We start from the raw sequence: 13,898 nt of genomic DNA, 5'->3' as shown, positions 1-13,898 counted from the left end.
GTTGGTGTTTGTAATTAGTTATTGAACAACTCAAAGGAACGAAGAAAAAGGTCCGGATTTTAGCGTGTAAATAACCAAATATGAACTTCAGTAGAAATACTTAATAATGATAATCGGTTGTTTATTAGGGTTTTGTGAATTTTTTAATCTATTCTGTAAATATGAATTCTGATAAAACAATTCTGATAAAATTTTAGGAAAATAATTTTTGGCAGTGATTAAAAAAAGGCTACTCCAATCATTAGGAGTAGCCTTCTTTATAGCTTGGTGATTATAATTTACTGAATGACAATACTTCTTTTCTGCACCGTATGCGCTGAGAAATAGCCCAAAGCTCCATTGTCAATATTACTTGGAGGATTGGAAGGTGTAACGCCTCCGCCAGGTCCGCCGTCCTCTGAAATCTGCAGAAGGGCGGAATAATAGGTGAATATAGTATGATCGATGGATTGCATTTCTACATAAACAGTATCTCCGGGCACTACCTTATGGTCCGTAGGGTCATCATCATTATCTTCATTCGGGAGAAACAAAGGTCTTTGGTTAACCATTCCGTTATTTACATTATCCGAAAATACCTCAAACGTCTTTTTCGTCATGTTATTGATGGTAAAATTGAAAAGATAACGGTTTCCCAGTACTGCAGGATCAGTGAAAACAGGTAAAAGGGTATAGGTAGTATCGCTTCCGAAGGTAAAAGAATCCTGTGTCAGGCCATCAAAACTGACAACATCAGGCATGGTACTTTGAGCTGTATACTGCTTTCCTTCAGCCTGTATTTTCAGGGTATAGGTCCTGCCGGTTACCCCGGTAAAAGCTGTGGTTATATATTTTCCGTCGCCTACATACTGTAAAGTTTCCGTCTGACCTGTATTGTCACTTACAACAACCTGTGCATCAGTGATTGCAGGATATTGATTGTTTTGTGTAAAAGCTACAGATTTTGTGATTCTTACAATATACGGTCCCGGCTGATTCGTTATATTGCCTTCTATGACGATGTTTCCACTCTTGTCATCCAGATCAAGATCGATCTCCTTTTCACAGGAAGATAGTAAAAACAGGGATAATATGATAAAAATGATATTCTTCATGATCTAAAATTTGAAATTATAAGTGATGTTGGGTACCCAACGGAAAAGTGAGGTCTGCATAGCGCGTGTTGTTCCCGGGTTGTTCGGGTTGTCTTCAAACGTAATCGTATAGGCATTTTCCCGGCCGTAGAGATTGTAAATACCGAATGACCATGAGCCTTTGAAGCGCTTGGTAGACTCCGGTTCATAGGTAGCGCTCAGATCCATTCTGTGGTAGGCGGGCATACGGTCTGCATTCCTGCTGCTGTACTGAAATATAGTCTGCCCGTTCAGCTCATACTTTGCGGTAGGAAAAGTAACGGCATTTCCTGTACTGTAAAGGAATAATCCGGATAATGACCATTTTTTATTCAGCTCATAAGTGGCTACAATAGACAGGTCATGGGTTTTGTCCATTCTGGCGTTATACCATTTATTATCATTGATTCCGTTTATTTTTCTTTCTGTTTTAGACAATGTGTAGGAAATCCATCCTGTAAGTCTTCCGCTTTTCTTCTTGGCGATCAGTTCCAGTCCGTAGGCCCTTCCTTTGCCATACAGCAATTCGCTTTCTATATCTGCTGCCGTATCAAAGGTAATCTGCGCGCCGTTTTTAAAGTCGATCTGGTTTTGCATGGATTTGTAATAAATCTCAGCATTCAGTTCATAATTGTTGTTATTGAAATTTCTGCTGTATCCTGCGCTGATCTGATCGGCTATTTCCGGCTTTACGCTGTAGCTGCTCCCAATCCACTGGTCCGTAGGATTTCCGCTGCTGCTGTTGCTCAGAAGATGGAGATTCTGTGTGTTGCGGGAATATCCTGCCTTGATGCTGCTTACCTCATTGATACGGTAATTGGCGGTAATTCTCGGTTCAAGATTAAAGTAGGTCTTTCCGAATTTACCTTTTTCCAGAAACCGGCTGTCTGTAATCACTCCATTGTCATAGGTATTATATGTGTCACCTCCCAAAATGCTGAAAGTAGAAAGCCTTAAACCATAATTCACGGTCAGTTTGTCAGAGGCTTTAAAATCATCATTAATATACACTGCATTTTCCCATGATTTTCTCGGGTTTCTCGGAAAACTGCTCACACTTGTACCGGAAGCACTGCTTGGAGTGATCGTATGGTAAATAGATTGAAGTCCGAAACGCACCGAATGCTTATTTCCGGCAAACCACGTAAAATCCTGCTTAAGGTTCCAGTCCTCGATCTGAGAATCCAAACCAAACGTATTATCATTGTTTTTCAGGCTGATCTTGTAATTATAATTGCTGTAAATTAATGAAGTATTGGAAAACAGTTTACTGCTGATGATACTGTTCCAGCGGAGCGTAGCCGTTGTATTTCCCCAGTCTGTTGAGAATGTATCACCCAATCCCAGGACATCTCTTCCGAAATAGCCTGACAGATAAAGACGGTTGCTTTCATTGATCTGATAATTGGCTTTCAGATTCAGGTCATAGAAATAAAGTTTGCTGTCCTTATAATCATCACTCGTCTTAAGAAAAAGATCGGCATATGTTCTTCTTCCGGAAACAATGAATGAAGATTTTTCCTTCTGAATAGGCCCTTCCACACTCAATCTGCTGCTGATCAGTCCAATTCCTCCATTCACATTGTAATCCTTATTGTTCCCGTCTTTCATCTTAACGTCCATTACCGAAGAAAGACGGCCTCCGTACTGAGCCGGGCTATTTCCTTTGATAATGCTGGCGTCTTTCAATGCATCACTGTTGAAGGTGCTGAAAAAACCTAACAAGTGCGAAGCATTATAAACAGGTGCTTCATCCAGTAAGATCAGGTTCTGGTCCGTAGCTCCGCCCCTTACGCTGAATCCGCTGCTTCCTTCACCATTGCTTTTGATTCCCGGTAAAAGCTGTATCGTTTTCATAACATCTTTTTCCCCGAATAAAACCGGCAGCTTTTCTATATTTTTAATGCTTAAAGTTTCAGTTCCCATCTGGGCCGAAGTAAGATTTTTATCCTTTTTGATCCCTGAAATAACGACCTCGTCAATTTTCCCCACCTTTTCATCCCCTTTTTCTTCCTGGTCGAGCGGCAGATCCAGCTTTGTATTCTGCTCAACCTTTACAGGCAGCTCAAAATCACGGTAACCCGGATAGGAAACGATCAGTGTATAGCTTCCTTCGGGAAGGGACAGTGAGTAAAAACCATATTCATTGGCAACCACAGAAATAGAAGGATCTTCACTTACTTTTACAGTAACTCCAATCAGCAGCTCTCCATTCTTGTGATCCTTCACAGTACCACTTACTGAATATTTCTGCTGCGCCAGCACCACAGAGCTGAAACAGAGTACAGCAGCGGTGACGGCAGTTTTAAAAAACAATTTTTGCATTGAGTTTAAATTTTAATGTAGTAAAAATCCTATCAAATAGTATATTTTGGTTGATTGATGCTAAGCCAATTACAGAAAAGTAAATTAGATGAATGAAACTTTTAATGTTAGGTAAATGGTTCTCAGTTTACTGTCAAACGTAAAAACTTAAATGATATTACTGACATTGAAAAATATTCTGTCAAATAATAAAATAGGAAGAAGCATTCTCAATCTTTTACAGCAGATTGTTTCCTGAATATTTGAATAGCCAGCAGGCAGCAATTGATTTCGGTTCATAGTTTTTGGTGTGGTTATCTGAGAAAAAGTAGAAAAAATCCCTCTTTCGGGAATACAAAAATAATAAAATACGACTATCAGCCTTATATTTTATGGCCATCTTAATGTTAAATGATCACTGCAGGATAAAAAATGAGTACAGCTTTGAATGAAATCAATATATTTGTTCCATTATTCTCCGTATCTGAGGTACCTCTCTAGTACAGAATATTTAAATAAATAACTGCATAAAAGATGATTCCACTTCACGAGCTTTTATTCTTTGTCCTGGCTGCCCTTGTTTTGGTGATAAGTCCCGGCCCCAATATGATCTATCTTATTTCAAAGTCAATTACGCAGGGAAAAAAATCCGGAATGATTTCTCTGGCAGGCGTGGTTTGTGGTTTTATGTTCCATATTATCATGGTATCTTTTGGACTTACAGCTGTATTACTGGCAGTTCCGGTCGCTTATACTGTCCTGAAAACGCTCGGAACCGTTTATCTTTTGTATTTAGCTTACCAGGCAGTAAAACCAAAGAGTAAAAATATATTTGAGGTAGATAAAAACAGTCCGCCTGATGGTGTCAAAAAGCTTTTTACTGTTGGCTTTCTTACAAGTGCGCTTAATCCGAAAGTGGCTGTGTTTTACCTGTCCTTTTTCCCGCAATTCATTAAACCTGAATATGGTTCTGTTTTAATGCAAAGCTTTGAACTGGGAATTGTTCAGGTTTTTGTAAGTTTCAGCGTTAATTTTATAATTGTGCTCACTGCAGCAAAAGTGGCGGCATTTTTTGCCGATAATCCGTTTTGGGTGAAGGCTCAGAAATGGTTTATGGCGGGTGTACTTACTTATTTAGCTGTAAAAATGGCTTTGTCAAGAGCTAAATAAGCCGGGCATACGGCTTGTTGCTGTATGATTTTGTATCAATAACTGATTCCAAAGTATGAAACAGAGCATCCCTACCTACGATTTAAACAGTATTACCCAGCATGGCATTCTGATCGAAAGAATTGAAAAGCGGACGATGAGTTCCGCAGATAATCTTTTTGATAAAGGAATTCATCGGGACAGTCATTATATTTTTACGTTTCTGGAAAGTGGCAGAGCCAAGATGATGGTTGATTTTAAAGTGATAGAGGCCTGGGATTCTGCTATTTTCTTTCTGCTGCCGGGGCAGGTTCATCAGGGGATTTTAATGGAACAAGTTACCGGATGGTTTATTGCAGTTAAAGCAGACCTGTTGCCTGATGCTGTAAGATCGGTTTTTGAAGAATCTTTAGTAGATATACAGCCGGTAACTGTTGATCATAGCTGGATTGAAAAGCTCAATACCTGCGCCGGAATGCTTCAGATGTCCTGTACAGAAGAAATGTTGGCTACCAAAGAAGGATTTCTTGTTGTTCAGTCATTAATGAGTGCTTTTACAGGCCTGTATGCCCTTATCTTTTTAGGCGGAAGCCATACAGGAACATCCAGTGAAAGCCGTGCTGTTCAATTGACCAGAAAATTCAGGATTTTGATAAGAAAAGAATTTAAAACCCTGAAAAGTCCATCAGCTTATGCCCGGATTTTGAATATTTCACCTGGATATCTGACCGAGGTTATTCGTGAGGTAACAGGTAAATCTGCACAGCACTGGATCCATCAGGAAGTTTTGATAGAAGCCAAAAGGCTTTTGTTCTTCACTCAGCTTAGTGTAAAAGAAATTGCGTATGAGCTAGGCTATGGTGATCATGCCTACTTTTCCCGCTTATTTTCTAAGGTTGAAGGCTGTCCGCCGACAGAATTCCGTGATAAATACCGAAGCAGGCAGTAAACCACGAATTGTCCAACTAATACCCTGATCAGGCTATCGGTCTGCATTCATTTTGAAGCTTCCTTTGCATTAAAAATTATTTATGCCAAGCTTACCGAAATGGATCAATGACACGTTAGAAAATGTCATGTCCTCAAAATTTAAAGAATGCACCGTTATCTATACAGAATCTGTTTCAAAAGATCTTCGCCTTATCCGTTTTGCTGCCGGCCTGGAAGACGTTCACTTTGAACCTGCTTATGCTATAGGAATAAGGGTCAATGAAAGGGATTACCGCAATTATTCACCATTCAATTTTAATAAATACACCGGAACCTTCGATGTAATTTTCCATCTCCATGATATCAATTCTGTAGGAAGTAGTTTTGCAGGCAGCCTTTCGGCAGGCGAAACTATAAAGATATTATTGCCGCGAGGAAAACGTTTCTTTGAACCCAATGCAGAAATCCATTTTTCCATAGGTGATGAAACTTCGCTGGGAAGCTCTCTTTCCATTAAAGAAGCTGCGGAAGAGATAGGTGGTTCGTTTGTCTGTCTTCACGAACTGGAAGATTCATCGGTTTTGAAGGAATTAGCACTTTACGGTTATCACGCTCCCAAAAATGATATTCAGAGCATTATGGAAGCTTTAAACGACTTTTTGAAAGAGGAAAAACAGGCTGTTTACAATAATGAAGTGGTTTTTTATCTTACAGGAAACGGAAATGCGATGTCTATGATCCGGAAGTTTCTTAAAGCGAAGGGGGTGAATGGGAAGTGTATAAGGTCGCAGGCGTATTGGATGGAGGGGAAGAAGGGGCTGTGATAGCTATTTTATAATACTTATTTGCCTCTGAAATCTTTAACCCTATTTTTGATAAGCAAGGGGCTATAAAGAAACTAATTCTCTTCTGTCTTTGGCTGAGCTGGTTCATCCATTCCAATCTGAAATAAAAAAGCAAATAAAAGTTATGGTAAAATACTGGATCAATTCATTGCGAATTTGGAGTGTTTGGTATTGAATTAAACAATGATTGTTAAATGTAGGGTTCATAGGTAATAAAGGAATGGTAAAGAAACAACTGATTTTTCTTTAAGAGCAATTAACACTGGAACATAAGATTTTTTTGTAATAAAAAAACAGCTGAGGGTCTCTCCTCCAGCTGCTTTTTGAAAATATTATATCAAGAATTTAATCCCGGATAACCATCTTTTTAGAACCTGTCACTTTTCCGTCTGTAGTCATGGTATACACATAGGTGCCGGATTGCAGTTCTGAACCTGATAAGATGATCGTCCCGTTGCCTTTCTCACGGAGTGGAAGGGATTTCACCAGCTGACCGGAGATATTGTATACTTCAATAGAAGCTGTTTTTGCACTTTTTGGAAGATAGTAGCCGATGCTTGTCTCATGTTTTGTGGGGTTAGGAACATTCTGAGCTAATTTCGCCACGTCCGAAGAGGTCTCAGTTGATGAAATACCTTTGTTTAAGAGCAGTTGTTTCAGTTCTTCCACAGTATTTTCAAGATTGTGAATACGGTCTTCCAGCTGCTGGATCGTTTCATCGGAAGAAGCACTTCTATTGAGTGGTGTATTGGAAACCATTACATTTCCACTTGTATCTACAACCAAGGCACGGCCGCTTCCTGTGGGTAGATTTTCATGTCTTACCGTCCCCACCGTATGGAAATTGGCAGTAGGGACAAGCGTAAGAATACCGACACTTTTATCCTTGATCAGCATTGTTGATGTAGGAGATAATCCAAACATAATAGACAGCGGAATATTGTTGGTCAGTTTCACTCCTCCCGTTCCTGATCCGATCACGAAAGAACGGTTTCCGGTAGCCGCCAAATCAATGCCGAATCCGCCGGAATATACATCCTTAAGATCGATTCCTACCCCTAATGCAAACTGATTCTGGTTTCTGATGATGTTTTTCCAGCCAAGAGCTACAGATTTACCGGCATTATTCAGAACAATGTTGTCCTGTCCGCTCACGAGATTAGCACCTCCGCCGTTGGTGAGGTCGTTTCCCCAGCCGCTTACTATGGAACTGCTGGCCAGTCCTCCAAGAATATTGGAGCTTCCGGTAACGATGCTTCCTTTTACTTTGGCGATATTGGAGTTGTTTACGGCGTCTACAATAAACGAGCCTGTTTCATTCAAAATAGCCTGTCCCGGATTGGAAGAGGCTCCGTTCGTTCGTAGGAAAAAAGGCCTTGGATCTACTGTGCCTGCGTAGTTTGCTGCGGTAATTCCTGCATTTCCGGTGATTTGCCATTGCTGGGCATTGGCAATTCCTGTCAAAAGAAGCATAGCTAATGCCAGGCCACTTTTCATGGAGAATAATGATGTTTTCATAAATTTGAATTTTGATGGTTTTAGTTGTCACTAAAGTATGAAATATTATCAATGAAATTAAATTTTTATCACTTCGATGTGATATTAAAGGTTTGATTATTGTTTAAAGTTCAATGATAAAGAGGAATCTGTGTATTATAATTAATTTCTATATATTTTATTTGTATCATCTAATTAGTTTGAAAACCTCTTCAATACAGATCATATGGAGATAGGATTGTTTTTCAGCCTTAAATGAAACTGGAAGTGAATAATTCTAAATCATAATTCAAAAATACAATATAACGAGGCTGTTTTTTATGAATACTGTTAAAAATAAATCAAGCCTGAATTTGCAAATACTGATCTTACTTTTAAAAATAATTTTAATTTTTTAAACATTTGTTTAATTTCCTATCATTGCGTCGATTAAGTGTATTTAACCGAAATAATTCAAGCTAAGATGGAGCTCTGAATAAAATTTTGGTATATAAATTGTTGAATAGAGGGCTAACTAAAATTTTATTTTTGATCTATTAAATTATTTGAAAAATATTAATTTATTATAAAATCATATGGATAATTCAAATTTTGAGGCCATTAATAGGAAATTCATTTTCTTGTTAATGGTTCTTTTTTACAGTGTTGTGAACGCACAATGCACAGCTTACACAGGTCAGGTAATGAATCCCGGGCAAACTTACTGCCTTACAGGAAATCTTACTCTGGCTAGCGATATTACCATCCCGCAGGATGCACTTCTTATTATTGAGCCCGGAGGTGCACTTATTGTAAAAGGTATTGCGGTAAACGGTAACCTTGAGATCAGGAGCGCTGCCAGTGTAAAATCTGAGGGGTCAATAATAATAGGCGTTTTCGGAAGCCAGAAGAACTCAAAAGTGAAGCTGGGAACAAAAGCATACCTTTCTCTTACCGGTTCGGTTTCCCAAGGGGACCCTTCATTCATGGGAACATTTCCTGGAGCTACTTCAACCATTGATATGGGAACATACAGCGTTGTAGAAATATGCGGAACTTTCAGCCAGCAGTCTATTACCTATCCTTTTATAAACTATGTTGGTGCTCCTTTGGGAAAAGCCTATTGTATTGCCAAAGCCCAGGTAAATGGAGGAGGAAGCTCCATACTCAGTAATGATAGTCAGATTATAGCCATTGCAATGGATACGGTGACAGGGCTTACTCCTGGAAATGCCAGCTTCTGCGGACCTAATGCTACTCAGGCTTCATGCCCGGATCTGTGGCCTGACGGGCTTCCCAATGATAAATTTGCCTGCGGTTTTGCAGATGAGATCGTTCATGAATTAGATGATTACTGTACCAAGCCCGGAGCCTCGGGAACTCCTGACAGTTATACCAAAATGGGAATCACTACACAGCAGAAAACCAATAACTGGCCTGAGAATATTCCTAATGGTTTTCTCGCATTGGAATCAAAAAATAAAGGTCTAGTTATCACCAGAGTACAGCATGTAAGCCAGACTCCTCAGCCAGGAGATGCTGTTGCAGAGCCTAAAGAAGGAATGATTGTTTATGATATTCAGGATAGCTGTGTTAAACTGTACAACGGCACCCAATGGAAATGTATCGAAAGAAGCTGTAATGATTAATCTAATTTGTATATATTATGAAACATATAAAAAGCATAAGTGCTGTTGTGACGTTATTAATTTTTAATTCTTTTTATGCTCAGGTGGCTATAGGGAAAGAAACCATTGACGGCAGGAGCACCATACTGGATTTTAATAATACCTCCACCAATGCAAAAGGTCTTATTCTTCCTGCTACTCAGGGGCTTCCTGTGGGCATTCCGGCAAATGGAACATTCGTATTTGATAGATTAGATAACAAAGTGAAGATGTACGAAAATAATACATGGAAAGCTCTTAGTGATGTGGGAAATTCTGCAGCAACAATAACTAACGGTTCGGATGAAACAGGAAATGGAGTGGTGATCGGCACCCAAGAAGGAAGTGCGGAGGGGGTACTCGTTCTGGAATCGTCTGATAAAGCCATGATTCTTCCCAAGATATCTTCGCCACATCTTAATGTGAAAAATCCGTACCCGGGAATGATATGTTACGATACAGTCAGTAAAACCTTTGCTGTGTTTGATGGAACGGTCTGGAATTATTGGAAATAGTAATATTAAAGATTAGCCCTGTATTAAATAATAAACAGGGCTCTTTTTATTTTTTCCTTCCATATAACAGAATTCTTTTGAAAGCATAAATAGCCGGAAGTTTTGGGAAATTCTTCCTGATACGCTGTTTAAACTCCTCCGTAAAGGTTTTTTGCTGTTCCTCATCAAGCTTTTCCAAATAAGGGATCAAGGCTGATCCTGAGATAAAGCTGAATAAAGTTTCATGATCTTCGGCAATAATAGGGTATACCTTTTGTGAGAGATTCAGATCCTGAATGCCGTTATTGAAAAGGATCTGGGCGTATTCATCAATGGTAAGTACCGCGGAAGGGCGGTTCCATTCATTAAGCTGTTTACGGAAAGGTTCTTCATCTGCCAGCTCAAATAGAATTTTATTCAGGATATTTCCTGGCTGATATGGCATTTGTACTGCCAACTGGCCATTCGTATTAAGTTTGGAGATCAACTTTGGAAACAGATCCTGATGGTTGTCGGACCATTGCAGGGCAGCATTACTGAAAATAAGATCCCAGTTTTCATCGGCAGCAAGCATTGTTTCAGTCGTTGATATTTTAAAATGAAGACGTTCATTTTCCAGGGTACTGGACTTTTCAAGCATTTCGGGAGAAGAGTCGATCCCTGTAAATACAGCATTGGGAAATTTTTCTGTAAGAATAGCAGTTTGTTCACCTGTTCCACAACCGATATCTACTGCTTTCATGTTATTTTCATCGATGATTAGCTCTGCAAGGTCATAAAAAGGTTTGAAACGGATGTTTTTAAACTGATTATAAACGTCAGGGTTCCAGGGCATATTCTGTAATTTTAAAATGTGGATACAATTTACTCAATCTGTAATAAAAGGAAGAAATTTAACTATTAAAAGAATCTTAAATGTGTTTATTTTTTTAGATAACTATATATTTAATTGTACAAAGGAATTAAATATATAGTTATCTAAAATTAATAAATAATAGAAAATAAAGATTTTATTAATATTTAAAACATCTGTGTACCCGCTAAATCTGCGAGGGACAAAAAAGCTCACGTTAAAGATTTAGTCTTACAAACCTTATAAAATCTGTACGCTTTCCTTAATGCTGTTCATTACAAAGATACTTTTCGTCTGCCCGATGCCTTCAATTTCAGAAAGTTTATTCACAAAAAACTCATGGAACTCATCCATGTTCGGGGCAAGGATCTTAAGCATAAAATCAAAATCCCCGCTGATATTGTAAAACTCTACAACCTCCTTCAGCTTACCAACTTCTTCAATGAACTTTCCTGCCGTTTTTTTATTGTGGACATTAAGGGCGATCATACAGATAACCATCATGCCTTTATTTACTTTTTTGCGGTCCAATACAGCTGTGTATTCCTTGATAATTCCAAGTTTTTCCATTCGTTTGATGCGCTCATGAGTAGGAGTAGGGCTTAGATTGATTCTTGCTGAAATATCACGCACACTCATTTTGGCATCCTTCTGCAACAAACGAAGGATGGAAAGGTCTTTTTCATCGGGAGTATAATGTTCTGCAGTCATTTGTTCTGTTTTTAAGCTTGCTATTGATGGTGGTAGTAATTTTGTTCTTTTAAAATTAATTAATAAACAAATTTGTTCCAAATTTAATATAAAATTTTCAAATATGTTCTTTTAAAATTAATTTTGCAGGAAATTTGAATACAATGAGTACAAGGAAAAATTTAATATTAATATTAGCATCAGTAGGAACTTTTGTGGAGGCTTTGGATATTGCCATTATTAATTTAACCATTCCTTCTATTCAGGAACAGTTCAATATTGGAGCTGAAACCGTGCAGTGGTTACAGACTCTTTATGTACTTTTCTTTGGAGGTTTCCTGATCATTGGCGGGAAGCTTTCCGATCAGATCGGGCGTAAGAAAATATTCCTCATCGGAGCTCTTATTTTTATGTTGACATCTTTGGGAGCGGGACTTTCGCAGAGCTTTGAGGCATTGGCTATATTTCGTGCCCTTCAGGGATTGGGAGCAGCTTTTATCATGCCTTCCGCTTTGTCCATTGTGACCAATACGTTCAGAGGAGAGCAGGAACGTAACCGTGCAATTGGAATTTTCAGCTCCTTTGCGGCGATCGGTTCCGGAAGCGGTCTTTCCATAGGAGGAATTATCAGTACTTATCTGAGCTGGCACTGGGTTTTCCTGATCAATGTTCCTGTTCTTTTACTGACTTTAATTTTTGCCTATCAATATCTGCCTTCAGATGAAAAAAGTGAAAACAGTCAGAAAACAGATCTTATATCAGGAGTACTGCTTGTTTTAGGCCTGCTAAGTCTTACCTACGGAACCCATGAATTGGTTCATATCAAAGAAAATCCAATAATGATCATCGGTTCTCTGGTACTTGCTGTTTTGCTTTTGGTAGCTGTATTTATCCGGTTGAAATCTGTGGCTCAGCCACTAATCGATCTGCAGTTATTTAAGCATAGGTCTTTAATGATTTCGAATGCGGTTTTCTTTACATTGGGAGCGTTTTTTATAGGATTTTTGTTCCTTATTTCACTAATGCTTCAGAAAGATATGGGGAACAGTGCGGCTTCAGCTGGGTTAATGCTTGTGCCGTTCAGTATTATGTCTGCATTGGCAGCTAAATTTGTTTTGCCCCGTATTTCCAGAAGATTAACTTCTTCCCAGATGGGTGTATTCGGCTGGAGTTTTATGCTGGCGGGAGCTTTGTCTTTACTGATTGCTGTGTATACAGGACATCCGTTGGCTGTTGTTTTACTGGGAGCGGCCTGTATTTCAGGAATAGGAATGACATTTTGCTTTACAGCACTTTCGGTGATGGGGATCCAGGATGTAGCGCCTTCTCATTACGGAGTGGCGTCCAGTTTGAGCTCTACCAGCTACTTTCTGGGAGCAGGTATCGGACTTTCGTTTATGACTTTGATGAGTCAGATCTTTCCTTCAAAATATGCGGTTGGAGATTTAAGCCTGATTATTCTGGTTGGATATGCGCTGTTGGCTCTTGGAATGCTCCTGTATTTTATCTTCAAAAGTTTAAAAATCCGGCAGACGGAAATAGCTGTTTCATAAACGGATTAAAAATATACCAACTATATGAAAAAGGATCGGCATTATCATGTCGTTTCTTTTTATTTTAGCAGTATGAAAATACAGATCATCAGCGACCTTCATCAGGAATTCGGATCGACTGATTTATTTTTTGATCATGCAGACGTTGTCGTATTGGCCGGAGATGTTAATCTTGGGACCAAAGGAATTGAATGGATCAAATTAAAAATAGGAAATAAGCCTGTCATTTATGTTCTGGGAAACCATGAATATTATAAAGGTTCTTATCCAAAAACATTGCATAAAATCAAACAGGCTGTTGTAGATTCAAATGTATTTGTTCTTGAAAATGAATCTGTGGATATTGACGGCGTTCGTTTTCATGGAGCCACGCTGTGGACGGATTTTTCTATCTTTGGAAATCCTATACATTACGGAATGATCTGTCAGCCGATAATGAATGATTATAAAAAGATCAGACGGGATCCTTCCTATTCAAAAATGAGGACCATTGATACCTTTAAAATTCATCAGTTTTCAAAGCTTTGGTTAAAAGAAAGCCTGGAAAGTTCTGCGGGATTGCAGAATATTGTCATTACCCATCATGCACCAAGCATTCAGTCTGTTCCGGAACAGTACAAAGAAGATCCTGTGACTTCTGCTTATGCCTCCAATCTGGAAGATTTCATCACAGAACATCAGCCGCTGTACTGGATTCATGGGCACATCCATACACCATGCAGATATACTATTGGGAAAACCGGGGTGATCTGTAACCCGCATGGCTATATCGATGAAAAATATAATGGGTATGAAAAAGAGCTGATCATTGAATTGTAAAATCAA

At 38.9% G+C, this 13,898-nt stretch carries 12 protein-coding genes; 7 read left to right on the top strand and 5 right to left on the bottom strand.

Annotated features, from left to right (window positions below):
- Positions 1-278: 278 nt before the first annotated feature.
- Positions 279-1,094 carry a DUF4249 domain-containing protein gene (locus J2T03_RS19935; protein ID WP_306846380.1) on the bottom strand — a complete coding sequence of 272 codons (816 nt, stop codon included), beginning with the start codon at positions 1,092-1,094 and terminating at the stop codon, positions 279-281.
- A 3-nt stretch (positions 1,095-1,097) separates the two neighbouring features.
- Entirely contained in the window at positions 1,098-3,437 is a 2,340-nt protein-coding gene (locus tag J2T03_RS19930) for a TonB-dependent receptor (RefSeq protein ID WP_307221188.1), read from the bottom strand.
- 513 nt (positions 3,438-3,950) lie between these two features.
- On the opposite strand from J2T03_RS19930, the gene J2T03_RS19925 reads away from it, so the two are divergent.
- The 3 genes from J2T03_RS19925 (at position 3,951) to J2T03_RS19915 (ending at position 6,319) form a co-directional block, all read left to right on the top strand.
- Positions 3,951-4,586, top strand: coding sequence for a LysE family translocator (locus J2T03_RS19925; RefSeq protein WP_307221185.1), 636 nt, complete (start codon positions 3,951-3,953; stop codon positions 4,584-4,586).
- A 55-nt stretch (positions 4,587-4,641) separates the two neighbouring features.
- Entirely contained in the window at positions 4,642-5,514 is an 873-nt protein-coding gene (locus J2T03_RS19920; protein ID WP_307221183.1) for a helix-turn-helix domain-containing protein, read from the top strand.
- A gap of 82 nt (positions 5,515-5,596) precedes the next feature.
- Complete coding sequence (locus J2T03_RS19915; RefSeq protein WP_307221181.1) at positions 5,597-6,319, top strand: siderophore-interacting protein; 723 nt, start codon at positions 5,597-5,599, stop codon at positions 6,317-6,319.
- Positions 6,320-6,685: 366 nt separating this feature from the next.
- Here J2T03_RS19915 and J2T03_RS19910 read toward each other — a convergent pair whose 3' ends face one another.
- Complete coding sequence (locus tag J2T03_RS19910; protein ID WP_307221179.1) at positions 6,686-7,858, bottom strand: T9SS type A sorting domain-containing protein; 1,173 nt, start codon at positions 7,856-7,858, stop codon at positions 6,686-6,688.
- Positions 7,859-8,412: 554 nt separating this feature from the next.
- Between J2T03_RS19910 and J2T03_RS19905 the strand changes: the two genes are divergently transcribed.
- Both J2T03_RS19905 and J2T03_RS19900 read left to right on the top strand, forming a co-directional pair.
- Entirely contained in the window at positions 8,413-9,465 is a 1,053-nt protein-coding gene (locus J2T03_RS19905; protein WP_307221175.1) for a hypothetical protein, read from the top strand.
- Between the two features lie 17 nt (positions 9,466-9,482).
- Complete coding sequence (locus J2T03_RS19900; protein WP_307221173.1) at positions 9,483-9,998, top strand: hypothetical protein; 516 nt, start codon at positions 9,483-9,485, stop codon at positions 9,996-9,998.
- Positions 9,999-10,044: 46 nt separating this feature from the next.
- Here J2T03_RS19900 and J2T03_RS19895 read toward each other — a convergent pair whose 3' ends face one another.
- Both J2T03_RS19895 and J2T03_RS19890 read right to left on the bottom strand, forming a co-directional pair.
- Entirely contained in the window at positions 10,045-10,812 is a 768-nt protein-coding gene (locus J2T03_RS19895; protein WP_307221171.1) for a methyltransferase domain-containing protein, read from the bottom strand.
- Positions 10,813-11,070: 258 nt separating this feature from the next.
- Complete coding sequence (locus J2T03_RS19890) at positions 11,071-11,541, bottom strand: Lrp/AsnC family transcriptional regulator (RefSeq protein ID WP_306846360.1); 471 nt, start codon at positions 11,539-11,541, stop codon at positions 11,071-11,073.
- A 143-nt stretch (positions 11,542-11,684) separates the two neighbouring features.
- On the opposite strand from J2T03_RS19890, the gene J2T03_RS19885 reads away from it, so the two are divergent.
- A complete protein-coding gene (locus tag J2T03_RS19885; protein ID WP_307221168.1) occupies positions 11,685-13,073 on the top strand; it encodes an MFS transporter in 1,389 nt (462 codons plus the stop codon).
- A gap of 24 nt (positions 13,074-13,097) precedes the next feature.
- Positions 13,098-13,892 carry a metallophosphoesterase gene (locus J2T03_RS19880; RefSeq protein WP_307221165.1) on the top strand — a complete coding sequence of 265 codons (795 nt, stop codon included), beginning with the start codon at positions 13,098-13,100 and terminating at the stop codon, positions 13,890-13,892.
- The last annotated feature ends 6 nt before the right edge of the window (positions 13,893-13,898 follow it).

This window comes from Chryseobacterium lathyri (assembly GCF_030812195.1).
GTDB classification, from domain to species: domain Bacteria; phylum Bacteroidota; class Bacteroidia; order Flavobacteriales; family Weeksellaceae; genus Chryseobacterium; species Chryseobacterium lathyri_A.
This window is presented reverse-complemented; position numbering and strand designations above follow the sequence as displayed.

What these genes read in the sequence shown, in the direction of transcription:
- J2T03_RS19935 (WP_306846380.1), bottom strand. Translation starts at nt 1,094, where the DNA reads ATGAAGAATATCATTTTTATCATATTATCCCTGTTTTTACTATCTTCC.
- J2T03_RS19930 (WP_307221188.1), bottom strand. Translation starts at nt 3,437, where the DNA reads ATGCAAAAATTGTTTTTTAAAACTGCCGTCACCGCTGCTGTACTCTGT.
- J2T03_RS19925 (WP_307221185.1), top strand. Translation starts at nt 3,951, where the DNA reads ATGATTCCACTTCACGAGCTTTTATTCTTTGTCCTGGCTGCCCTTGTT.
- J2T03_RS19920 (WP_307221183.1), top strand. Translation starts at nt 4,642, where the DNA reads ATGAAACAGAGCATCCCTACCTACGATTTAAACAGTATTACCCAGCAT.
- J2T03_RS19915 (WP_307221181.1), top strand. Translation starts at nt 5,597, where the DNA reads ATGCCAAGCTTACCGAAATGGATCAATGACACGTTAGAAAATGTCATG.
- J2T03_RS19910 (WP_307221179.1), bottom strand. Translation starts at nt 7,858, where the DNA reads ATGAAAACATCATTATTCTCCATGAAAAGTGGCCTGGCATTAGCTATG.
- J2T03_RS19905 (WP_307221175.1), top strand. Translation starts at nt 8,413, where the DNA reads ATGGATAATTCAAATTTTGAGGCCATTAATAGGAAATTCATTTTCTTG.
- J2T03_RS19900 (WP_307221173.1), top strand. Translation starts at nt 9,483, where the DNA reads ATGAAACATATAAAAAGCATAAGTGCTGTTGTGACGTTATTAATTTTT.
- J2T03_RS19895 (WP_307221171.1), bottom strand. Translation starts at nt 10,812, where the DNA reads ATGCCCTGGAACCCTGACGTTTATAATCAGTTTAAAAACATCCGTTTC.
- J2T03_RS19890 (WP_306846360.1), bottom strand. Translation starts at nt 11,541, where the DNA reads ATGACTGCAGAACATTATACTCCCGATGAAAAAGACCTTTCCATCCTT.
- J2T03_RS19885 (WP_307221168.1), top strand. Translation starts at nt 11,685, where the DNA reads ATGAGTACAAGGAAAAATTTAATATTAATATTAGCATCAGTAGGAACT.
- J2T03_RS19880 (WP_307221165.1), top strand. Translation starts at nt 13,098, where the DNA reads ATGAAAAAGGATCGGCATTATCATGTCGTTTCTTTTTATTTTAGCAGT.